Source organism: Bradyrhizobium sp. USDA 326 (assembly GCF_049739485.1).
Lineage (GTDB): Bacteria > Pseudomonadota > Alphaproteobacteria > Rhizobiales > Xanthobacteraceae > Bradyrhizobium.
In genome coordinates, this window is record NZ_JBMGQA010000001.1 from 5,416,237 (window position 1) to 5,437,330 (window position 21,094).

The 21,094-nt window shown below is 64.5% G+C and carries 21 protein-coding genes; 20 read left to right on the plus strand and 1 reads right to left on the minus strand.

From position 1 onward, the window contains the following. The first annotated feature begins 84 nt into the window (after window positions 1-84). The 15 genes from ABIG06_RS25400 to mmsB all read left to right on the plus strand — a co-directional run bounded on the left by ABIG06_RS25400 (window position 85) and on the right by mmsB (window position 17,032). A complete protein-coding gene (locus ABIG06_RS25400) occupies window positions 85-1,827 on the plus strand; it encodes a fumarate reductase/succinate dehydrogenase flavoprotein subunit (RefSeq protein WP_370139026.1) in 1,743 nt (580 codons plus the stop codon). A gap of 31 nt (window positions 1,828-1,858) precedes the next feature. Further along, window positions 1,859-2,092, plus strand: coding sequence for a 4Fe-4S dicluster domain-containing protein (locus ABIG06_RS25405; RefSeq protein WP_007593252.1), 234 nt, complete (start codon window positions 1,859-1,861; stop codon window positions 2,090-2,092). 2 nt (window positions 2,093-2,094) lie between these two features. Further along, window positions 2,095-3,072 (plus strand): HEAT repeat domain-containing protein, encoded by a 978-nt coding sequence (locus ABIG06_RS25410; RefSeq protein WP_370139027.1) that lies wholly within the window; start codon window positions 2,095-2,097, stop codon window positions 3,070-3,072. A 111-nt stretch (window positions 3,073-3,183) separates the two neighbouring features. Further along, window positions 3,184-4,356 (plus strand): fumarylacetoacetate hydrolase family protein, encoded by a 1,173-nt coding sequence (locus ABIG06_RS25415; protein ID WP_370139028.1) that lies wholly within the window; start codon window positions 3,184-3,186, stop codon window positions 4,354-4,356. A gap of 390 nt (window positions 4,357-4,746) precedes the next feature. Then, window positions 4,747-5,712 (plus strand): galactofuranose ABC transporter, galactofuranose-binding protein YtfQ, encoded by a 966-nt coding sequence (gene ytfQ, locus ABIG06_RS25420; protein WP_370139029.1) that lies wholly within the window; start codon window positions 4,747-4,749, stop codon window positions 5,710-5,712. Window positions 5,713-5,826: 114 nt separating this feature from the next. Continuing rightward, entirely contained in the window at window positions 5,827-7,371 is a 1,545-nt protein-coding gene (locus ABIG06_RS25425) for a sugar ABC transporter ATP-binding protein (RefSeq protein WP_370139030.1), read from the plus strand. Continuing rightward, window positions 7,368-8,360, plus strand: coding sequence for an ABC transporter permease (locus tag ABIG06_RS25430; RefSeq protein ID WP_370139031.1), 993 nt, complete (start codon window positions 7,368-7,370; stop codon window positions 8,358-8,360). Before ABIG06_RS25425 ends, ABIG06_RS25430 begins: the two co-directional genes overlap by 4 nt. Continuing rightward, window positions 8,357-9,337, plus strand: coding sequence for a galactofuranose ABC transporter, permease protein YjfF (yjfF, locus tag ABIG06_RS25435; RefSeq protein WP_370139032.1), 981 nt, complete (start codon window positions 8,357-8,359; stop codon window positions 9,335-9,337). The genes ABIG06_RS25430 and yjfF overlap by 4 nt, the downstream gene beginning before the upstream one ends. Beyond that, window positions 9,334-10,110 carry a FadR/GntR family transcriptional regulator gene (locus tag ABIG06_RS25440; RefSeq protein WP_370139033.1) on the plus strand — a complete coding sequence of 259 codons (777 nt, stop codon included), beginning with the start codon at window positions 9,334-9,336 and terminating at the stop codon, window positions 10,108-10,110. The genes yjfF and ABIG06_RS25440 overlap by 4 nt, the downstream gene beginning before the upstream one ends. Next, window positions 10,107-11,033, plus strand: coding sequence for a Gfo/Idh/MocA family protein (locus ABIG06_RS25445; RefSeq protein WP_370139034.1), 927 nt, complete (start codon window positions 10,107-10,109; stop codon window positions 11,031-11,033). The genes ABIG06_RS25440 and ABIG06_RS25445 overlap by 4 nt, the downstream gene beginning before the upstream one ends. Window positions 11,034-11,035: 2 nt before the next feature. Beyond that, window positions 11,036-12,112: an aldose epimerase family protein gene (locus ABIG06_RS25450; RefSeq protein ID WP_370139035.1), complete on the plus strand. Its 1,077-nt coding sequence runs from the start codon at window positions 11,036-11,038 to the stop codon at window positions 12,110-12,112. After that, a complete protein-coding gene (locus tag ABIG06_RS25455; RefSeq protein ID WP_370140906.1) occupies window positions 12,112-12,990 on the plus strand; it encodes an SMP-30/gluconolactonase/LRE family protein in 879 nt (292 codons plus the stop codon). The genes ABIG06_RS25450 and ABIG06_RS25455 overlap by 1 nt, the downstream gene beginning before the upstream one ends. Before the next feature lie 72 nt (window positions 12,991-13,062). Further along, window positions 13,063-14,133: a multiple monosaccharide ABC transporter substrate-binding protein gene (chvE, locus tag ABIG06_RS25460; protein WP_370139036.1), complete on the plus strand. Its 1,071-nt coding sequence runs from the start codon at window positions 13,063-13,065 to the stop codon at window positions 14,131-14,133. 134 nt (window positions 14,134-14,267) lie between these two features. Next, a complete protein-coding gene (gene mmsA / locus ABIG06_RS25465; protein WP_370139037.1) occupies window positions 14,268-15,845 on the plus strand; it encodes a multiple monosaccharide ABC transporter ATP-binding protein in 1,578 nt (525 codons plus the stop codon). Beyond that, the gene (gene mmsB, locus ABIG06_RS25470; protein ID WP_061883259.1) at window positions 15,842-17,032 is read left to right on the plus strand and encodes a multiple monosaccharide ABC transporter permease; all 1,191 of its coding nucleotides are present in this window, start codon (window positions 15,842-15,844) and stop codon (window positions 17,030-17,032) included. The genes mmsA and mmsB overlap by 4 nt, the downstream gene beginning before the upstream one ends. A 90-nt stretch (window positions 17,033-17,122) precedes the next feature. On the opposite strand, the gene ABIG06_RS25475 is transcribed toward mmsB, so the two are convergent. Further along, window positions 17,123-17,254, minus strand: a complete 132-nt coding sequence (locus tag ABIG06_RS25475) for a hypothetical protein (RefSeq protein WP_370141003.1) — start codon at window positions 17,252-17,254, stop codon at window positions 17,123-17,125. 194 nt (window positions 17,255-17,448) lie between these two features. On the opposite strand from ABIG06_RS25475, the gene ABIG06_RS25480 reads away from it, so the two are divergent. The 5 genes from ABIG06_RS25480 to ABIG06_RS25500 all read left to right on the plus strand — a co-directional run bounded on the left by ABIG06_RS25480 (window position 17,449) and on the right by ABIG06_RS25500 (window position 21,092). Continuing rightward, the gene (locus tag ABIG06_RS25480) at window positions 17,449-18,024 is read left to right on the plus strand and encodes a cytochrome c oxidase subunit 3 family protein (protein ID WP_370139038.1); all 576 of its coding nucleotides are present in this window, start codon (window positions 17,449-17,451) and stop codon (window positions 18,022-18,024) included. A 2-nt stretch (window positions 18,025-18,026) separates the two neighbouring features. Then, window positions 18,027-18,287, plus strand: coding sequence for a cytochrome C oxidase subunit IV family protein (locus ABIG06_RS25485; RefSeq protein WP_370139039.1), 261 nt, complete (start codon window positions 18,027-18,029; stop codon window positions 18,285-18,287). A gap of 94 nt (window positions 18,288-18,381) precedes the next feature. Further along, window positions 18,382-18,834: a c-type cytochrome gene (locus tag ABIG06_RS25490; RefSeq protein ID WP_124161403.1), complete on the plus strand. Its 453-nt coding sequence runs from the start codon at window positions 18,382-18,384 to the stop codon at window positions 18,832-18,834. Between the two features lie 37 nt (window positions 18,835-18,871). Beyond that, window positions 18,872-20,218, plus strand: a complete 1,347-nt coding sequence (locus tag ABIG06_RS25495) for a cbb3-type cytochrome c oxidase subunit I (RefSeq protein WP_239622561.1) — start codon at window positions 18,872-18,874, stop codon at window positions 20,216-20,218. A 61-nt stretch (window positions 20,219-20,279) separates the two neighbouring features. After that, window positions 20,280-21,092 (plus strand): CbbQ/NirQ/NorQ/GpvN family protein, encoded by an 813-nt coding sequence (locus tag ABIG06_RS25500; protein ID WP_370139041.1) that lies wholly within the window; start codon window positions 20,280-20,282, stop codon window positions 21,090-21,092. Window positions 21,093-21,094: the final 2 nt, after the last annotated feature.

The window sequence follows — 21,094 nt, forward strand, 5'->3', positions numbered from 1 at the left end:
GCGACAACTAATTGCTATCGCCGGAAAGCTCCCTGAACAAATCTAATGCAAAGGCGCCGGCTATCGGCGAACCAGGAGCAAGTGATGGCACTAGATCAGATCGTCGACGGACTTTCCGAGGTTTCCTGCGATGTGCTGGTGATCGGCGGCGGCACGGCCGGCCCGATGGCGGCGCTGAAGGCGAAGCTGAAGAACCCGAAGGCCAATGTCGTCCTGCTCGAGAAAGCCAACGTCAAGCGCTCCGGCGCGATCTCGATGGGTATGGATGGGCTCAACAACGCCGTCATCCCCGGTTACGCGACCCCGGAGCAGTACACCAAGGAAATCACCATCGCCAATGACGGCATCGTCGATCAGAAGGCGGTCTATAAGTACGCGCAGAACTGCTACAAGATCATCGAGGAACTGGACAGCTTCGGCATCCGCTTCCTGAAGAACGAGAACGGCGACTACGCCGTCAAGAAGGTGCACCACATCGGCACCTACGTTCTGCCGATGCCGAACGGCGAGACCGTGAAGAAGGCGCTGTACCGCCAACTTCGTCGGGCCCGCATCCTGATCTCCAACCGCTACATGGCGACGCGGCTGCTGAAGTCCGCCGATGGTCGCATCGCGGGGGCCGTCAGTGTCAATACCCGCACCGCCGAGATGCTGGTGATCAAGGCCAAGGCCGTGATCCTCTGCATGGGCGCCGCCGGCCGCCTGGGCCTGCCAACGTCGGGCTACATGTTCGGCACCTATGAGAACGCGGCCAATTCCGGCGACGGTTACGCCATGGCCTATCATGCCGGCGCCGCGCTCGCGAACCTCGAATGCTTCCAGATCAACCCGCTGATCAAGGACTATAACGGCCCGGCCTGCGCCTATGTCGCCGGCCCCTTCGGCGCATATACGGCGAACAACGAGGGCTCGCGCTTCATCGAATGCGACTACTGGTCGGGTCAGATGATGCTGGAGTTCTACAACGAGCTCCTGTCCGGCAAGGGCCCGGTGTTTCTCCAGCTCAAGCATCTCCATCCCGACACCATCTCCGAGATCGAGTCCACGCTGCACAAGGTGGAGCGACCGACGCGCGGCCTGTTCCAGCAGGGGCGCGGCGTCGACTACCGCAGCGAGTCGATCGAGATGCACATCTCCGAAATCGGCTTCTGCTCCGGCCACAGCGCCTCCGGCGTGTTCGTCGACGACAATGCCCGCACCACCGTGCCCGGCCTCTACGCCGCCGGCGACATGGCGAGCGTGCCGCACAATTACATGCTGGGCGCCTTCACCAACGGCTCGGTCGCCGGTATCGATGCGATGGAGTTCGCCGACAGCCATGACTTCGCGGAGTTCGACGCCGCCGACGTCGCGATGGAGCGCGAGCGCGTGATGGCGCCGACCAAGCGCGAGGACGGCATTCCGCCGAACCAGATCGAGTACAAGACCCGGCGCCTGGTCAACGACTATCTCCAGCCGCCGAAGGTCACGCGCAAATACGAGCTCGGGATGCGCCGCCTCGCCGAGGCGCGGGAGGACATGCAGGAGCGCATGATCGCGCGCAACGCGCACGAGCTGCTCCGCGCCCTCGAAGTGCAGTCGATCATGGATTGCGCCGACATGGCTGCGCACGCTTCGCTCTACCGCGAGGAGAGCCGCTGGGGCCTCTATCACTGGCGCACGGATTTCCCGGAGAAGGACAACGAGAACTGGTTCTGCCACACCCTGCTGTCCAAGCGCGACGGCAAGATGACCAGCGAGAAGCGCGCCGTGGAGCCTTATGTCGTGCCGATCGCCGACGACGAAAAGGATCTCTACGACAAGCAGCGCATCCGCGCCTCGGCCTGACACACCAGAACACAGCAACAGGAGACATCATATGCCTCTCGCGTCCTATCAGACATCGGTTCCAGTGGTCGTCGACGACGCCAAATGCATCGCTGACAAGGGTTGCACCGTCTGCGTCGACGTATGCCCGCTCGACGTCCTGCGCATCAGCGACATGACCAACAAGGCCTACATGGCCTATGACGAGTGTTGGTATTGCATGCCCTGCGAAGCCGATTGCCCGACCGGTGCCGTCACCGTCAACATTCCCTATCTGTTGAGGTGATCATGTCGAGCCCGTTCGAGTCCTATGACGACCTCGAAGACGCTGACGAGCGGCTGCAGGCGGCCGATCCCGCCGAGCGTCGGGTCGCCATCATCGCGCTCGGCCATTCCGGCGATCCCGCCGCGGTCGCGCATCTCGCCAAGATGGTTGCCGATCCCGACAGCGGCGTGCGCCAGCAGGTCGCGATGGCGCTCGGCGAGTTCGACGGGCCGGAGGCGGCGAGCGCGCTGGTGAAGCTGCTGGTCGACCCAGAGCGGATCGTTGCGGCGGCGGCGGCCGACAGCATGGCCGAGTTCAAGGATCCGGCCTGCGCCGGGATCATCCTGCCGCTGGTCAAGCACGCGCACGCCTTCGTCCGCATGGGCGCGCTGCGCGCGCTGAAGGAATTGCGCTGCAAGGATACGCTCAAGCCGGCGCTGGAAGCACTCCAGGACACTGACGCCGCCGTGCGCGTGCAGGCGATCGGCGTGATCGGATTCTTGAAGCTTGAGGAATCGATCCCGGCGCTGACCGCGCTGATCAACGATCCCGACGCCCATGTCCGCCGCGCCGCGGTCAGCGCGTTGGCTTTCTCGCAGATGAAGCCCGCGGCAGAGACGATCACGCGCGCGCTGAAAGACCCGGACTGGATGGTCCGCGAGATGGCTGCGGAAACGCTGGGTCTCAACGCCAACGGTTCGCTCGCGGCCGATCAGCTCGTCAGCTCGCTCGCCGACGAATTCTGGCAGGTGCGGCTCAAGGCCATTCGCAGCCTCGGCAAGATGAAGGTCGAGCGCGCGGTGCGCCCGATTGGCAATTGCGTCAACCATGACCAGGCGAACCTGCGCAAGGAGGCGGCCGCCGCGCTCGGCGAGATCGCCCATCCCGACGGCGAGGCGTTCCTGGCCGTGATCGCCGACGATACCGATCCCGATGTCCGCAAGAACGCACGCTGGGCGCTGCAGCAGATCGCGGCCCGCAAGGCGCGGGCAGGGGCATAGCGGCCTCGTTGCCGCTCTGGACTTCCCCCGCCAGACGTTTATTGGTCTTCGCCAATGCGATCGGCCGTCTTCGAGCGCGGCCGGTCCTTAGAAACAGCGAGGACGCCGGCCATGACGACATTGACTGTGAAGGGTCTTCTCCCCGAGGATGGCACGCGGGGAACATTGGCCGGCCGCGTCTGGCTGCCGCAGGTCAATGGTCCGGCCGTGGTCGCCGTGCGCGGCGACGGCGTGTTCGATGTCACCGCCAGATTCCCGACCATCAGCGCGCTCTGCGAAGAAGACAATCCCGCCCAGGCGCTTGCTGCGGCCAAGGGTGAACGCATCGGCGATCTCGAAGCAATTGTTGCCAACACGGCACCGGACGGGCGTGACCCGAAAAAGCCTTGGTTGCTTGCACCGGTCGATCTCCAGACATTGAAGGCTGCGGGCGTCACCTTCGCCATCTCGATGCTCGAACGCGTCATCGAGGAGCGCGCCAAGGGCAACCCGGCCTCCGCCGAGGCGATCCGCAAAGAAGTCACACGGCTGATCGGCGACGATCTGTCCAAGCTCAAGCCGGGCTCGGACCAGGCGATGCACTTGAAGCAGGTGCTGATCGATCAGAACGCCTGGAGCCAGTATCTCGAGGTCGGTATCGGCCCCGACGCCGAAGTCTTCACCAAGGCGCCGACGCTGTCGTCGGTCGGCACCGGCATGGATGCCGGCCTGCATCCGAAATCGACCTGGAATAATCCGGAGCCCGAACTGGTGCTGTTCGTCTCCAGCCGTGGCAAGATCGTCGGCGGAGCGCTCGGCAACGACGTGAATCTGCGCGATTTCGAAGGCCGTTCGGCGCTGCTGCTGTCGAAGGCCAAGGACAACAACGCGTCCTGCGCAATCGGTCCGCTGCTGCGCCTGTTCGACGACAGTTTTACGCTCGACGACGCGCGCAAGCTGGAGATCAGCCTGAATGTCACGGGCACGGACGGCTTCGTCCTCGACGGCCATTCCTCGATCAGCAAGATCAGCCGCGATCCGACTGATCTGGTCGCGCAGACCATCGGCAAGATCCATCAATACCCTGACGGCTTCGTGCTGTTCCTGGGAACGATGTTCGCACCGGTCAAGGATCGCGATGCGCCAGGGCAGGGGTTCACCCACAAGCGGGACGACATCGTCACGATCTCCGCGCCGCAACTGGGCAAGCTCGTCAATCGCATGCGCACCAGTGACGAGTGCGAGCCCTGGACGTTTGGCATCGGCGCGCTGATGAAGAATCTGGCGCAACGGAAGCTGATCTAGTTTCATCGCCTCTCCCCGCACGCGGGGAAAGGCCGACACGCGAAGCGTGGCGGGAGAGGGGACTCTCCACGAGTCGATCTGGTCGATAGGCGCAGAACTCTTCCCATGCGGAGGAGATTGCGAGGCTGTCGGTCACCGTTCTCGCGGACTCCCTCATCCTGGCCGCCCATAATTTTCATCTCCCCGTTGCAGCGCTGGAACAAAATCGCTCTGAGCGTGTCGTAAGACCGTCCATCCCGCCGATCTCTGTCTTCCGTCGAATAGTCAAATAATATGACTAGTCGGAACCCATCTTCCGTGAAATAGTGCCTTCCGCCGCCCCAAAGGCTGGCCTGTGGGTGCCATGATACCAATCGGCATCTCAGATAAACATCTTGGGAGACACGCCTGATGACCCCTAAAGTCCTCTTTGCGGCCAGCGCCGCGGCCGCCTTGTTGCTCGCGCTACCAGCCAGCGCTGCCCAGCTCACCATCGGCTTCTCGCAGATCGGATCGGAATCCGGCTGGCGCGCGGCCGAGACTTCGGTCTCCAAGCAGGAAGCCGCTAAGCGCAAAGTCAATCTCAAGATTGCCGACGCGCAGCAGAAGCAGGAGAACCAGATCAAGGCGATCCGCTCTTTCATCGCGCAAAACGTCGATGCCATCTTCCTTGCGCCCGTCGTCTCGACCGGCTGGGAGTCGGTGCTGAAGGAAGCCAAGGAAGCCAAGATCCCGGTCGTGCTGCTCGACCGCGACATCGACCCTTCCGGCAAGGACCTCTATCTCACCGCCGTCACCTCCGACAGCGTGCATGAAGGCGCCGTCGCCGGCGACTGGCTCGCCAAGACGGTCGGGACGAAGGCCTGCAACATCGTCGAGTTGCAGGGCACGGTCGGCGCCAGCGTCGCGGCCAACCGCAAGAAGGGTTTCGACACCGCCATCGCCAAACATGCGAACCTGAAGGTGGTGCGCAGCCAGACCGGCGACTTCACCCGCGCCAAGGGCAAGGAGGTGATGGAAAGCTTCATCAAGGCCGAAGGCGGCGGCAAGTCGATCTGCGCGGTCTACGCCCACAACGATGACATGATGGTCGGCGCGATCCAGGCCATGAAGGAAGCCGGTCTCAAACCCGGCAAGGAGATCCTCACGGTCTCGATCGACGCGGTCCCCGACATCTTCAAGGCGATGGCCGCCGGCGAAGCCAACGCAACGGTCGAGCTGACCCCGAACATGGCCGGCCCAGCGCTCGATGCCATTGCGGCGTTCAAGGAGAAGGGCACGGTTCCGCCCAAATGGATCCAGACCGAGTCCAAGCTCTATACCGCCGCCGACGATCCGCAGAAGATCTACGACAGCAAGAAGGGCCTCGGTTACTGAGGCGGGCAATGCGCCGGGCTGCTTCCAGCGGTCCGGCCCCCTTCGAAACCGCTGCGCGAACGAATAGGCTGGGCATCCGCATCATAAGCGGACGCCGGTGGGAGTGACGTCGCGATGGAAAACAGTTCCGATCCTGCTTCGCCGCTGCTGGAGGTGCGCGGGATCAGCAAGAGCTTTGGTGCGGTGCGCGCGTTGCAGGAGGTCGACTTCACGCTGCGTGCCGGCGAGATCCATGCGCTGCTCGGCGAGAACGGCGCCGGCAAGTCCACGCTGATCAAGGTGATCACCGGCGTATTCCCGCGCGATGCCGGCATCGTCAGGATCGGTGGTGAAGAGGTCGCGCCGCGCTCGGCCAAGGCGGCGCTTGGGGCCGGCATCGCCACCGTCTACCAGGAAGTCAACCTGGTGCCGAACCTGTCGGTGGCGCAGAACCTGTTTCTCGACCGGCAGCCGATGCGCTTCGGCATCGTGCGAGAAAGCGAGATGCGCCGCCGTGCCAAGGCGCTGCTAGCGGATTTCGGCCTCGATATCGATGTCGCCGCGTCGCTCGGCAACTATTCGGTGGCGATCCAGCACGTCACCGCGATCGCGCGCGCCGTCGATCTCTCCGCGCGCGTGCTGATCCTGGACGAGCCGACCGCCAGCCTGGACCGCCATGAGGTCGAGATTCTCTTCGGCATCATGCGCCAGCTCGCTCAGCGCGGCATCGGCATCGTCTTCGTCAGCCACTTCCTCGACCAGGTCTACGAGATCTCCGACCGCATCACGGTGCTACGCAACGGCCGCCTGGTCGGCGAGCGTGAGACAGTCTCGCTGCCGCGCCTCGACCTGATCCGCATGATGCTCGGTCGCGAGCTTGCAGAGACCACCAGCGCGCGGGCTTCCGTCACCGAGCACAAGGCGCGCGAGATCTGCGCGAGCTTCGAAGGTTACGGCAAGGCCGGTTACATCGCGCCGTTCAATCTCGAGCTGCGCCATGGCGAGGTCGTCGGCCTTGCCGGATTGCTCGGCTCGGGCCGGACCGAAACCGCACGGCTGGTGTTCGGCGCCGAACGCGCCGATCGCGGGCAGGCGACGGTGGAAGGCGCGCCGGTGCGGCTGCAGTCGCCGCGCGACGGCGTGCGCCACGGTTTTGGCTATTGCCCGGAGGAGCGCAAGACCGACGGCATTGTTGCCGAACTCAGCGTGCGCGAGAATATCGTGCTCGCGCTCCAGGCCAAGCGCGGCCTGCATCGTCCGCTGTCGCGCCGCGAGCAGGACGAGATCGCGCGCCGCTACGTCAAGATGCTCGACATCCGTCCCGCCGATCCGGAACGGCCGGTGGGCCTGCTCTCCGGCGGCAATCAACAGAAAGTGCTGCTGGCGCGCTGGCTCGCGACCTCGCCGCGGCTTCTCGTGCTGGACGAGCCGACCCGCGGCATCGATGTCGGTGCGCATGCCGAAATCATCCGCCTGATCCGCGAACTGTGCGACGAGGGCCTGGCGCTGCTGGTGATCTCCTCCGAGCTCGACGAGATCGTGACCTATTCGGACCGCGTCGTGGTGCTGCGCGACCGCGCCCATGTCGAGGAGCTCGCTGGAGAGGCGATCGACGTTGGCAACATTCTCGCGGCGATCGCCGCCGATGGCGCCGCGACTGCGCATGAGGGTCGGGCATGACAGCGCTGCTGCCGCGCCGCGGCCTTGCCCAGGTCCTGGCGTTGATCGTCATCCTGGCGATCGATCGCATCGTATCACCTCAGTTCTTCGACCTGCGCCTGCAGGACGGGCGGCTGTTCGGCAGCCTGATCGACGTGCTCAATCGCGGCACGCCCGTGGCGCTGCTCACGCTCGGCATGGTGCTGGTGATCGCGACGCGCGGTATTGATCTCTCAGTCGGCGCCGTCATGGCGATCTCGGGCGCCATCGCGGCGAGCCTTGCCGACAGCCACGGGCTGCCGATCGTGCTGGCGGCCGCGCTTGGCGCCGGACTCGTCTGCGGTCTGTGGAACGGCTTCCTCGTCGCCGTGCTCGGCATGCAGCCGATCGTGGCGACGCTGATCCTGATGGTGGCGGGACGCGGCATTGCCCAGCTGATCACCGAGGGGCGCATCGTCACCTTTTCCTCACCGGACCTGGTCTGGCTCGGCAATGGCTCGGTACTCGGCCTGCCGGTGCCGGTCGTGATTGCCTTGGGCATGCTGATCCTCACCGCCGCAGTGGTGCGCGGCTCGGCGCTCGGCCTCCTGATCGAGGCCACCGGCGGCAATGCCCGGGCGAGCGAGCTCGCCGGCGTCGGCACGCGCGCCATGATCCTTTCTGTCTACGTCTGGTGCGGCGTGTGCGCCGCGCTCGCCGGCGTGATCGCGGCGGCCGACATCATGGGTGCCGATGCCAACAATGCCGGTCTCTGGCTCGAGCTCGATGCCATCCTCGCCGTCGTGATAGGCGGTACCTCGTTGTTCGGAGGCCGTTTCAGCCTCGTGCTGGCCGTGCTGGGGGCGCTCATCATCCAGACCATGAATACCGGCATCCTGCTGTCGGGCTATCCGCCGGAGTTCAATCTGCTGGTCAAGGCGGTGGTGGTGCTGGCGGTGTTGCTGCTTCAATCACCGAAACTGTCGGGGTTCGCCGGCATTGCCATGCGGCTGCGGAGGACCAAGGCATGAAAGGCCTGCCGCCCGTCCTCATCACGGCCATCGTGCTCGTTGCGGGCTTCGCGCTCTGCGCGATGCAGTTTCCAAATATTGCGTCGACGCGCGTGGTAGGAAACCTCCTCACCGACAACGCCTTCCTCGGCATCGTCGCGACCGGCATGACATTTGTGATCATCTCCGGCGGCATAGATCTTTCGGTCGGATCGGTGATCGGCTTCACCACCGTGTTCGTTGCACTTGCGATCGAGCGCTGGGGCGTGCCGCCACTGGTCGCCTTCGTCGCCATTCTCGCGCTCTCGGCAGCCTTTGGTGCGGCGATGGGTGCGGTGATCCATGTCTTCGACCTGCCGCCCTTCATCGTCACGCTGGCCGGCATGTTCCTGGCGCGCGGCGCGAGCTTCCTGCTCTCGACCGAATCGGTGCCGATCACCGCGCCGGTCTATTCCACCGTGTCGGACTTCGCGCTGCGGATGCCCGGCGGGGGGCGGCTGACCGCGATCGCGATCATCATGCTCGTGATCGTGATCGGCGGCGCCTTGCTTCTGCGTCTCACCCGGTTCGGCGCCAACGTCTATGCGCTCGGCGGCAGCCGGACCACCGCAAGCCTGATGGGCGTTGCCGTCGGCAAGATGACGATCAAGATCTACATGCTGTCGAGCATGCTCGCTGGCATCGCAGGCATCGTCTTCTCATTCTACACCAGCGCCGGCTATTCGCTCTCCGCTGTCGGTGTCGAGCTCGACAGCATCGCCGCCGTCGTGATCGGCGGCACGCTGCTCACGGGCGGCCAGGGCTCGGTGATCGGCACCTTCCTCGGCGTGCTGATCCAGGGCTTGATCCAGACCTACATCAATTTCGACGGCACATTGTCGAGCTGGTGGACCAAGATCGCGACCGGCGTGCTACTGTTCGCTTTCATCGCCTTGCAGCAGGGGCTGGTCGCGCTGGCGCGCCGGCCGGTGGTCAAGAGCGCAGGAGCGGCGTCATGACCTCTCGCATCCTCGTCATCCCGACGCGGCGGGCTCACTCCAACCATGCGGAGGTGGCCCGTTCGATCGGCGTCGACATCATCGCCGGCCGGTATGCGGAAGGCACGCGTCTGCCGGGCGATGCCGAGATGATCGCGATGTTCGGTGTGTCGCGGCCGGTGCTGCGGGAGAGCGTGAAGACGCTGGTCGCCAAGGGTCTGCTCACCACCAAGGCGCGGGTCGGGACCGTCGTGCGCGAGCGTGGCGCCTGGAACATGTTCGATGCGGATGTGCTGGCCTGGCACCTCGACGCCGGCATCGACAAGCGCTTCCTCAACGATCTCGCCGAAATCCGCCTCGCGGTCGAGCCGCGTGCGGCCATGCTCGCGGCGGCGCGGCGGTCGGAGGAGGATCTCGCCGAACTTCGGCGCAGCATGGAGCGCATGCGGCGTGAGGCGTCCGACTCGGCGGGCTTTGCCGATGCCGATCTCGCGCTTCACGTGGCCGTGGCGCGTGCCTCGGGCAATTTGTTCATGCGCTCGATTGGGCACGTCATCGAGGCCGCCCTGCGCGCATCGTTCCTGCTCAGCGCCCCGGTCGAGCCGGAGGATCGCGACACTGTGCTGTTGTGGCACCAGAAGATCGTCGATGCCATCGCGGTCGGCGATGCCGATGCTGCCGCCGAAGCGATGGTCTTCGTGATTCACAACGGAATGCATCGCCATGAGGGTGCCGCGATCGAGACCGCGCCGGCCGGGGCGATGCCGTCGGCGGATACTGGAGAACGAGCGTGACAGACCTTCGCATCGCCATCGTCGGGTTCGGCAAGATCGCGCGTGACCAGCATGTCGGCGCGATCGACGCGGTGCCGGGCGCGACACTGGCGGCCGTCGCCAGCCGCAACGCGTCGCTGCCGGAATTGCCGCATTTTGCCACCATCGAGGAACTGCTGGAGAAAGGGCCGCCGATCGATGCCGTGTCGCTCTGTACGCCGCCACAGGTGCGCCGGGCCCAGGCCGCCGCGGCGCTCGCTGCCGGCAAGCATGTCATGCTGGAGAAGCCGCCGGGCACCGGCGTTGCCGAGCTCGATCCGCTGATCGCAATGGCGGCGGAGGCAAAGCGCACGCTGTTTGCGACCTGGCATTCGCGCCATGCACCGGCGGTCGAGCCGGCGCGGCAATGGCTCGCCGAGCGCCGCATCGCCTCCGTGCAGATCAGCTGGAAGGAAGACGTCCGCGTCTGGCATCCCGGCCAGGCCTGGATCTGGGAGCCGGGCGGCCTCGGCGTGTTCGATCCCGGCATCAATGCGCTGTCTATCCTCACCAGGATTCTGCCGAAGCCCGTGTTCGTCACCGCCGCCGAGCTGGCCTTCCCAGCCAATTGCCAGGCCCCGATCGCGGCGAACCTGATACTGACTGATATCAGCGGTCTGCCCGTGACCGCCGAGTTCGATTTCCGCCAGACCGGGCCGCAAAGCTGGGATATTGTCGTCGAAACGGATCAGGGCCGGATGACTCTGTCCAGCGGCGGCGCGCGCATGTCCGTCGAGGGCAAGGTGCTTGCCGAGGCGCCCGATGAGGAATATCGCGGCCTCTACCGGCGCTTCGTCGAACTCGCTGCGACCGGCGCAAGCGACATGGACCTGACGCCGCTGCGTCTCGTCGCCGACGCCTTCCTGCTGGGCAAGCGCACGATCGTGGAGCCGTTTGTGGATTGAACATGGCCGCATCAAAAATCACCAGAGACGACTTTGGGACGCTGCCGGACGGCCGCAAGGTCGAACGCATCGTACTGCGCGGGCAGGGCGGCTTCGAGGCGCGGATCATCACCCATGGCGCCGTGCTTCAGGCGTTGTTCGCCCCGGACGTGCAGGGCGGCCACGACGACGTGGTGCTCGGCCATGACACATTCGCCGGCTATCTCGCCGAACGAAAGTTCTTCGGCGCAACCGTCGGCCGCTACGCCAATCGCATTGCCAAGGGGCAGTTTTCGCTCGACGGTGAGACGGTACAGCTTGCCGTCAACAACGGCCCCAATGCGCTGCACGGCGGCCTCGACGGATTCGACCGCAAGCTCTGGGAAATTGCGGACCTCGACGAGGGCGCCGAACCCGCGGTGACGCTTATCTGTGTCAGCCCGCATGGCGAGGAGAACTATCCCGGCCGGCTCGACGTGCGGCTGACCTATCGCATCACGGGCCCGGCCGAACTCTCGCTCATCATGGAGGCGCGGACGGACTGGCCGACCATCGTCAATCTCACCAACCACAGCTTCTTCAATCTCGAGGGCGCGACGTCGGGTACGTCCGTCCTCGATCATAAGCTGATGGTCGCCGCCGACCATTTCCTCGCGATCGATCCTGCCGCCATTCCGCTGCCGGAGCCGCCACGGCCGGTGGGGGGCACGCCGTTCGACTTCCGCGAGCCGCGACCGGTCGGCGAGCGCATCCGCGAGAGCGATCAGCAATTGCAGAGCGGCAGAGGCTATGACCACACTTATTGCCTCAGACGCGACGGCAAGCTCGAGCTCGCGGCGCGGCTGGAGGCGCCGCGCTCGGGACGGATCATGGAACTGCTCACCGACCAGCCTGGGCTCCAGGTCTATTCCGGCAATTATCTCGATGGCACGATCTCGGGGAAGGGCGGCAAGCTCATTCGTCAATCGGACGCCATGTGCCTGGAGCCTCACATCTGGCCGGACGCGCCGAACCGGCCGGACTTTCCGAGCCCGCGTCTCGACCCCGGCGAAGTCTACCGCCATCATACGGTCTATCGTTTTTCAGTGAGGTCACCATGATGGAACAGGTGCCCACGACTGTGCTCTCGGACCATCCCTGTCATCTGGGCGAAGGGCCGACTTATGACGTGACCACCGACACTGCCTGGTGGTTCGACATCCGCGAAGGGCTGCTGTTCGAGGCGCGGCTCGACAGCGGGAGCATCCGCGTCCACGCGCTCGGCCGGATGGCGAGCGCGCTCGGACGCATCGATGCGGCGCGCCAATTGATCGTCGCGGAGGACGGTCTCTACATCCGCAAGCTCGCCGATGGCGCGATGACGCTGCTCTGTCCGCTCGAAGCCGACAATCCCGGGACCCGCTCCAACGACGCGCGGGTGCATCAATCCGGCACGTTCTGGATCGGCACCATGGGACGCCGGGCGGAAGCAGGCGCGGGCGCGATCTATGCGTTCCATCGCGGCAAGATCTCGACGCTGTTTTCCGGCATCAGCATTCCCAATTCGATCTGTTTCGCGCCCGATGGCGCGACCGGCTATTTCGCCGACAGCGCACGCGCCGTGCTCTACGCGGTGCCGCTCAATCCTGCGACGGGTCTGCCGCGCGGCGAGCCGGAGGTGTTGTTGCGCCACAGCGGCATCGGCGGCCTTGATGGCTCAGTGTGCGATGCCGACGGAATGATCTGGAATGCCTGCTGGGGCGCGGGCCGGATCGATGTCTATTCGCCGCAAGGCGAGCGTCTGCGCTCACTGAGCGTGCCGGCAAAGCAGGCGAGCTGCCCCGCCTTTGTCGGCCCGGATCTGTCGCGCCTGCTCGTCACCTCGGCCTGGCAGGACATGGACGCGACTGCGCGCGCCGCCGATCCGCAAGCCGGTTGCACTTTCTTGCTGGAGGCATCCGCGCGCGGACGCGCGGAGCCCGACGTCAAGCTCGCATAGGAGACCAGAGACATTCCACGACCACGTTCTCGACGTCACGAAGAAACAGTCTGACACCCAAGGGAGTGAAACATGCTGAAACTGAAGACGACATTCCTCGCGCTGGCGCTGGCCGGCGCTGCCACGATGGCCTCAGGCGTCACCGCGTTCGCCCAAAAGGCGACCGTCGGCATCGCCATGCCGACGAAGTCGTCGGCGCGCTGGATCGACGACGGCAACAACATGGTCAAGGTGCTGAAGGAGCGCGGCTACAATACCGACCTGCAATATGCCGAGGACGACATTCCGAACCAGCTCTCGCAGGTCGAGAACATGGTGACCAAGGGCGCCAAGGCGCTGGTGATCGCCGCGATCGACGGCACCACGCTGTCCGACGTGCTCAAGCAGGCAAAAGCAAAAGGCATCACGGTAATCGCCTATGACCGCCTGATCCGCGGCACGCCGAACGTCGACTATTATGCGACCTTCGACAATTTCCAGGTCGGCGTGCTCCAGGCGCAATCGATCGAAAAAGGCCTCGGTCTCAAGGAAGGCAAGGGTCCTTTCAACATCGAGCTGTTCGGCGGCTCGCCCGACGACAACAACGCCTACTTCTTCTATAACGGCGCGATGAGCGTGCTGAAGCCCTATATCGATAGCGGCAAGCTCGTCGTCGGCTCGGGCCAGATGGGCATGGACAAGGTCGCAACCCTGCGCTGGGACGGTGCCACCGCGCAGGCGCGCATGGACAATCTGCTCAGCGCCTACTACGGCAACAAGAAGCTAAACGCCGTGCTGTCGCCCTATGACGGCATCTCGATCGGCATCATCTCCTCGCTGAAGGGCGTCGGCTACGGCAGCGCCGACCAGCCGATGCCTGTTATCTCTGGCCAGGATGCCGAAGTGCCGTCGATCAAGGCCATGCTGCGCGGCGACCAGTATTCGACCATCTTCAAGGACACCCGCGACCTCGCCAAGGTGACAGCCGACATGGTCGACGCCGCGCTGGCCGGCAAGGAGGTCACCGTCAACGACACCAAGACCTACGAGAACGGCGTCAAGACCGTCCCGTCCTATCTGCTCAAGCCGGTGGTGGTCTACAAGGACAATTGGGAGAAGGTGCTGGTCGACAGCGGCTATTACAAGAAGTCGCAGTTCCAGTAAATTTCTTGCTCCGTCATTCCGGGGCGATGCGAAGCATCGAACTATGGTGCGCAATTGCGCACCTGAGAATCTCGAGGTTCCGGGTTCGCCCTACGGGCGCCCCGGAACGACGGTGATCTAGGGACACTAAAGCCATGACCGCCATGTTGGAGATGCGCAACGTCAGCAAGAGCTTTGCCGGTGTGCAGGCGCTGCGCGACGTCAACTTCTCGGTTCACGCCGGGCAGATCCATGCGCTCGTCGGCGAGAACGGCGCCGGCAAATCGACGCTGATGAAGGTGCTCAGCGGGGTCTATCCGTATGGCAGCTACGAGGGCACCATCGTCTTCGAAGGCGAGGAGCGGCGCTTCCGCGACATCAACGATTCTGAGGCGCTCGGCATCATCATCATTCATCAGGAGCTGGCGCTGATCCCGCTGATGTCGATCGCGGAGAATATCTTCCTGTCGCATCCGCCGTCGAAGCTAGGGGTGATCGACCGCGACGAGGTCTACCGGCGCACGCGCGAGCTGCTGGCGCAGGTCGGCCTCAATGAGTCCCCCGATACGCTGATCACCGATCTCGGCGTCGGCAAGCAGCAGTTGGTCGAGATCGCCAAGGCGCTGTCCAAGCGGGTGCGCATGCTGATCCTGGACGAGCCGACGGCGAGCCTCAACGAGGCCGACAGCGCCGCGCTGCTCGAACGTCTGATGGCCTTCCGCGAGCAGGGCATCGGCTCGATCCTGATCTCGCACAAGCTCAACGAGGTTGCCAAGGTCGCCGACCACATCACGGTGCTGCGCGACGGCCGCACCGTCGACAGCATCGACTGTCATGCTGAGCCGATCCAGGAAGACCGCATCATCCGCAGCATGGTCAATCGCGATCTCGCGCACCGCTTCCCGGAGCGCAACGCGAAGATCGGCGAACCAGTCCTCACCGTCGAGAACTGGTCGGTCTATCACCCCATCCATCCCGAGCGGCAGGTGATCAAGAACGTCAATTTCAACGTCAGGCGAGGCGAGGTCGTGGGCATCGCCGGCCTGATGGGGGCCGGCCGCACCGAATTCGCCATGAGCCTGTTCGGCCGCTCCTGGGGCACCAATGTCAGCGGCTCTCTCCGGCTCGAAGGCAGAGAGATGGTGTTGCCGAGCGTCGCGGCCGCGATCGACGCCGGCCTCGCCTATGTCACCGAGGACCGCAAGCAACTCGGCCTGATCCTCGCCGACGACGTCCGCAAGAACATCACGCTCGCCAGCCTCGACCAGATCGCACCCAGGAGGGTGATCGACGACATCGCCGAGCTGAAGGTCGCCAGCGACTACCGCAGCCGCATGCGCATCCGCTGCTCGGACGTCTACCAGGAGACCGGCCAGCTCTCCGGCGGCAACCAGCAGAAGGTGGTGCTGTCGAAATGGCTGATGACCGACCCCAAGGTGCTGATCCTGGACGAGCCGACAAGGGGCATCGACGTCGGTGCCAAATACGAGATTTACTGTATCATCAACGAGCTGGCGGAGGCCGGCCGCGGCGTCGTGGTGATCTCCTCGGAAATGCCCGAGCTGCTCGGCATCTGCGACCGCATCTGCGTGATGAACGACGGAGCGTTCGTCGGGGAGTTCAAGGGCGCTGAGGCGACGCAGGAAAAAATCATGCGCGCCATCATGCGCAACGAACGAAGCATTGGGAACGCCGCGCCAGCGGCCGCGGAGATGGGAGGATCGCAGCCATGACCGACAAGACGGTGTCGCTGCCGGAGGAGCGCCGGCACGGCAGCTTCATCAAGAACAATTTGCGCAATTACGGCATGCTGATGTCGCTGATCGCGATCATGCTGTTCTTCCAGGTCGTGACTGGCGGCACGCTGCTGCAGCCGCTCAACCTCACCAATCTGGTGCTGCAGAACAGCTACATCGTCATCATGGCGCTCGGCATGCTGCTGGTGATCGTCACCGGCCATATCGACCTCTCGGTCGGTTCGGTCGCAGGCTTCATCGGCGCCGTGGCCGCGGTGCTGATGGTGACCTACAAGGTCGACTACACGCTTGCGTTCATCGCCTGCCTTCTGGTCGGCGCCGCCATCGGCGCCGCGCAGGGCTATTGGGTGGCCTATTTCAAGATCCCGTCCTTCATCGTCACCTTGGCGGGGATGCTGGTGTTCAAGGGCCTGGCGCTCGCGGTGTTGCAGGGCCAGTCGCTCGGGCCGTTCCCTGCGACCTTCCAGAAACTGTCGTCGGGGTTCATTCCCGAACTGCTGCCCGAAGCCGGCACGCTGCATCCGACATCCATGCTGATCGGCGCCGTGCTTGCGCTCGGCCTCGTCTACGCCAGCGCCAAGGGGAGGTCGCGCGAGCAGTCGCACGGTATCGAGGTCGAGCCCTACGCGTTCTTCCTCGGCAAGAGCATCCTGCTGGCCTGTGCCGTGCTCTATTTCACCTATCTGATCGCCTCGCATCGCGGCCTGCCCAACGTGCTGGTGATCATGACCGCGCTGATCGCGCTCTACGGCTTCGTCACCCGCCGCACCGTGATCGGGCGGCAGATCTACGCAGTCGGCGGCAACGCCAAGGCGGCAAGCCTGTCGGGCATCAAGACCGAGCGGCTGACCTTCCTGACCTTCGTCAACATGGGCGTGCTCGCCGCGCTCGCCGGCCTCGTCTTCGCCGCGCGCCTCAACACCGCGACGCCCAAAGCGGGTCTCGGCTTCGAGCTCGACGTCATCGCCGCCTGCTTCATCGGCGGCGCCTCGGCCTATGGCGGCGTCGGGCGCGTCGGCGGTGCCGTTGTCGGCGCCATGATCATGGGCGTGATGAACAACGGCATGTCCATCCTCGGCATCGGGATCGACTACCAGCAGGTGATCAAGGGCCTGGTGCTGCTGGGGGCGGTGTGCATCGACGTGTATAATCAGCGGCGGTAGTATAACTGCTTGTGTCCCGGCTCTGCAGCGCATCACGCCGCAGGAGCGGCGCGCTGCATTGCGTCCGGAATACGAGAGTTCTCCCACGCGCTACTGGGTCGTGAACAGCACCGCCGCGATCGCGACGGAGAGGCCTACCGCCGATACGGTGGCCACCGTCGACAATACCCCTATTCGCCGGAGCGCGATGGCGAAGGCGATGATGATGGGTGTGGCGGTCATCAACCCGATCTGTGCATCACTCATGTGATCATTGGCCATTCCGTGCAACTCTGAGCTGGTTCGTACTGCGATCCGGCCGGTCGGACGTTGCGTCGGCGCAAACAAGCGCACCGCAATTCCCCAGTTTGTCCGGCGACAAACTCGGAACCGGGCGGCCGGGCTAAGTCTGGCCGGTGTCCTGATCCGGAAAGACGATGTCGACGGCCGAGTGCGAACAACACGAAAGCGGCTGGGGAATTCTGGAAGATCTCCCCGGCGATCCCATGATCTGGGTGCTGATCTTCAGCGAGCTCGTCGCCTTCGGCTCGTTCCTCGGCGCCTTTTCGGTCACCCGGGCGATCCACCCCGCGCTGTTCGCGGCCGGGCAGGCCACGCTCGATTCGAATCTCGCCGGCCTCAATACCGTCGTGCTGGTCACCAGCGGCTGGGCGGCGGCAAAGGCGACGAAGGCAGCGCGTGCCGGAGAGCGGCCGGTGGCGCGATGCTGGATTTTCGGCGCGATGGCGCTCGGCGGTCTCTTCATCGCGATCAAGCTCGCCGAATATGCGGACGAAATCGGGCGAGGCGTCGGACTCGAAACCAGTCCGTTCTTCACGCTCTACTTCCTCCTGACCGGCTTTCATCTTCTGCATGTCGGCCTCGGCATCGTCATCCTCGCCGTGGTCTGCCGCCGAGCCGGGATATCAGGCGTCGAGACGGCGACGGCGTTCTGGCACATGGTCGATCTGGTCTGGATCGTCATGTTCCCGATTCTCTATCTGGTGAAATGACGATGCCGGATCGTCTCGATATCACCTGGATCGTGCTGATCGGCCTCGCGCTCGCGACCATCCTGCTGCCACCGCTGGTGCCGCGGCCGCTGCTCGGCAACGCACTGCTGCTCGCCTTCGCCGCCCTCAAGGGCCACCGGATCGCGCTCGACTTCATGGATCTACGCGCCGTGCCCGCACTCTGGCGTGGTCTCGTCGCGAGCTGGATCCAGATCGTCCTGCTGCTTGCCTGGCTCGCCTCGGCCATCGTCGCCCTGATCTGATGCGCTCATTGCGCCCTGACAAAGAACGGGCCGGGCAAAGCGGCAATAAATCACACCATCGCAGTTTCGCAGGAATCAACGGAAAGGATTGGCAATGGCTGAACGCCTGACCAAGTCGGCCGCTCGAAATGTCTTCTACGGCGGCTCGGCCTTCTTCTTCGCCATCTTCATAGGACTGACGGCGCACAGCCATTACTATATGGCCACGACCTCTACGGACACGACGATGCTGACGTCGTCGGTCGCCCGCGGCAAGCATGTCTGGGAAAAGAACTCCTGCATCAATTGCCACACCCTGCTCGGTGAGGGCGCCTATTTCGCGCCTGAGGTCGGCAATGTCTGGGATCGCTGGGGCGGCAACGAGGACCCCGCCGCCGCGCGCGAGACACTGAAGGCCTGGATGCAATCGCAGCCCTCGGGCGCGCCGGGCCGGCGGCAGATGCCACAGTTCAACCTCACCGACCAGGAGCTCGACGATCTCGCCGACTTCCTGCAATGGACCAGCAAGATCAAGCGCCAGGAATGGCCGCCGAACAAGGCCGGTTGAGCACGCTGTTTCCTCTTCCAAGACAGAGAGATCCGAGATGAAATATCAGACCCAGAAAGTCGCGATGCTGTACTTCTACGGCGCGCTGACTCTGTTCCTCGCGCAGGTCCTGTTCGGCCTCGTCGCCGGAACCATCTACGTCCTGCCCAACACGCTGTCGACACTCCTGCCGTTCAACATCGTCAGGATGATCCACACCAACGCGCTGATCGTGTGGTCGCTGATCGGCTTCATGGGAGCGACCTATTTCTTGCTGCCTGAAGAAACCGAGACCGAGCTGTACAGCCCGCTGCTGGCCAAGATCCAGTTCTGGATGTTCTTCGGCGCGGCAGGCGTGGCCGTGGTCGGCTATCTCTTCCACTATCACGAAGGACGCGAGTTCCTCGAGCAGCCCTTCATCATCAAGGTCGGAATCGTCGTCGTCTGCCTGATGTTCTTGTTCAACGTCACCATGACGGCACTGAAGGGCCGCAAGACCACGATCACGAACATCCTGCTGTTCGGCTTGTGGGGCGTTGCGATCTTCTTCCTGTTCGCCTTCTACAATCCTGCGAATCTCGCGCTCGACAAGATGTACTGGTGGTACGTCGTCCATCTCTGGGTCGAGGGCGTCTGGGAGCTGATCATGGCCTCGGTGCTGGCCTATCTCATGATTAAGCTCAACGGGATCGACCGCGAGGTCGTGGAGAAGTGGCTCTACGTCATCATCGGCCTTGCGCTGTTCTCCGGCATCCTCGGCACCGGCCATCACTTCTACTGGATCGGCGCGCCCGGCTACTGGCAATGGATCGGATCGTTGTTCTCCACGCTCGAGGTGGCACCGTTCTTCACGATGGTGATCTTCACTGTGCAGATGACATGGAAGGCCGGCCGCAAGCATCCGAACCGCGCTGCGCTGCTGTGGTCGGTCGGCTGCTCGGTGATGGCCTTCCTCGGCGCCGGCGTCTGGGGCTTCCTGCACACGCTGTCCTCGGTGAACTACTACACCCACGGCACCCAGGTCACCGCGGCGCACGGCCATCTCGCCTTCTTCGGCGCCTATGTGATGCTCAATCTGTCCGTCATGGCCTATGCGATCCCGCAGATCAGGGGACGCGCGCCCTACAACCAGTGGCTCTCCATGGCGAGCTTCTGGATCATGTGCACGGCCATGATGGTGATGACCTTCGCGCTGACCTTCGCCGGCGTGGTCCAGGTTCACCTCCAGCGCGTGCTCGGCCAGGGCTACATGGACGTGCAGGACCAGCTCGCGATGTTCTACTGGGTCCGGCTCGGCTCCGGCGTGTTCGTCGCGATCTCCGCACTGATGTTCGTCTGGGCGGTGCTGGTGCCCGGTCGCGCCAAGCAGGCGGTCATCCCCGGCGCATTGCAGCCGGCTGAGTGAACACAGGGGCGGCCGCGGCCCGCTGCGGCCGCCCTCATCATGTGAATTCCGGAGAAAGACCATGAACGCAGCACTTCTCGCCGTGGCGAAGCCCGAACCCCAGCTGCCGGCCTATGTTGCTAGCGGCAACGAATGCACGCTGTTCGAACACGCCTGGCGCAATCAGCTGCCGGTCCTGCTGAAGGGGCCGACCGGCTGCGGCAAGACGCGCTTCGTCGCGCATATGGCTGCACGGCTTGGACTGCCGCTCCACACCGTCGCCTGCCACGACGATCTCACCGCCGCCGATCTCACCGGTCGCTATCTCTTGCGGGGCGGCGACACGGTATGGACCGACGGTCCGCTGACGCGCGCGGTGCGCGAGGGCGGCATCTGTTATCTCGACGAAGTCGTGGAAGCGCGCAAGGACGTCACCGTGGTGCTGCATCCCCTGACCGATGACCGCCGCATCCTGCCGCTGGAGCGCACCGGCGAGGAGCTTGCGGCACCGACGAGCTTCATGCTCGTGGTCTCCTACAATCCCGGTTATCAGACGCTGCTGAAGGCGCTGAAACCGTCGACGCGGCAGCGCTTCGTCGCCGTCGAATTCGGCTTCCTGCCGTCCGAGCAGGAAATCGCCGTCGTCTCCGCCGAAAGCGGACTGCCACCGGAGCGTGTGCGGCCGCTGGTCGGGCTGGCTGGCCGGCTGCGCGCACTGAGGGGACACGACCTGGAGGAGGGCGTCTCGACCCGGCTCGTGGTCTATTCCGCGACCCTGATCGCCGCCGGCACGCCGATCGCCGATGCAGTGCTTGCCGGCATGATCGAGCCGCTGACGGACGATGCCGACGTCAAGGCGGCGCTGCTCGACGTCGCGCGCGCCATGATCGGGTGAGG

Bases quoted from the DNA above. Each gene is read 5' to 3' on its own strand.
- ABIG06_RS25400 (WP_370139026.1), top strand. From the start codon at position 85: ATGGCACTAGATCAGATCGTCGACGGACTTTCCGAGGTTTCCTGCGAT.
- ABIG06_RS25405 (WP_007593252.1), top strand. From the start codon at position 1,859: ATGCCTCTCGCGTCCTATCAGACATCGGTTCCAGTGGTCGTCGACGAC.
- ABIG06_RS25410 (WP_370139027.1), top strand. From the start codon at position 2,095: ATGTCGAGCCCGTTCGAGTCCTATGACGACCTCGAAGACGCTGACGAG.
- ABIG06_RS25415 (WP_370139028.1), top strand. From the start codon at position 3,184: ATGACGACATTGACTGTGAAGGGTCTTCTCCCCGAGGATGGCACGCGG.
- ytfQ (WP_370139029.1), top strand. From the start codon at position 4,747: ATGACCCCTAAAGTCCTCTTTGCGGCCAGCGCCGCGGCCGCCTTGTTG.
- ABIG06_RS25425 (WP_370139030.1), top strand. From the start codon at position 5,827: ATGGAAAACAGTTCCGATCCTGCTTCGCCGCTGCTGGAGGTGCGCGGG.
- ABIG06_RS25430 (WP_370139031.1), top strand. From the start codon at position 7,368: ATGACAGCGCTGCTGCCGCGCCGCGGCCTTGCCCAGGTCCTGGCGTTG.
- yjfF (WP_370139032.1), top strand. From the start codon at position 8,357: ATGAAAGGCCTGCCGCCCGTCCTCATCACGGCCATCGTGCTCGTTGCG.
- ABIG06_RS25440 (WP_370139033.1), top strand. From the start codon at position 9,334: ATGACCTCTCGCATCCTCGTCATCCCGACGCGGCGGGCTCACTCCAAC.
- ABIG06_RS25450 (WP_370139035.1), top strand. From the start codon at position 11,036: ATGGCCGCATCAAAAATCACCAGAGACGACTTTGGGACGCTGCCGGAC.
- ABIG06_RS25455 (WP_370140906.1), top strand. From the start codon at position 12,112: ATGGAACAGGTGCCCACGACTGTGCTCTCGGACCATCCCTGTCATCTG.
- chvE (WP_370139036.1), top strand. From the start codon at position 13,063: ATGCTGAAACTGAAGACGACATTCCTCGCGCTGGCGCTGGCCGGCGCT.
- mmsA (WP_370139037.1), top strand. From the start codon at position 14,268: ATGACCGCCATGTTGGAGATGCGCAACGTCAGCAAGAGCTTTGCCGGT.
- mmsB (WP_061883259.1), top strand. From the start codon at position 15,842: ATGACCGACAAGACGGTGTCGCTGCCGGAGGAGCGCCGGCACGGCAGC.
- ABIG06_RS25475 (WP_370141003.1), bottom strand. From the start codon at position 17,254: ATGACCGCCACACCCATCATCATCGCCTTCGCCATCGCGCTCCGGCGA.
- ABIG06_RS25480 (WP_370139038.1), top strand. From the start codon at position 17,449: ATGTCGACGGCCGAGTGCGAACAACACGAAAGCGGCTGGGGAATTCTG.
- ABIG06_RS25485 (WP_370139039.1), top strand. From the start codon at position 18,027: ATGCCGGATCGTCTCGATATCACCTGGATCGTGCTGATCGGCCTCGCG.
- ABIG06_RS25490 (WP_124161403.1), top strand. From the start codon at position 18,382: ATGGCTGAACGCCTGACCAAGTCGGCCGCTCGAAATGTCTTCTACGGC.
- ABIG06_RS25495 (WP_239622561.1), top strand. From the start codon at position 18,872: ATGAAATATCAGACCCAGAAAGTCGCGATGCTGTACTTCTACGGCGCG.
- ABIG06_RS25500 (WP_370139041.1), top strand. From the start codon at position 20,280: ATGAACGCAGCACTTCTCGCCGTGGCGAAGCCCGAACCCCAGCTGCCG.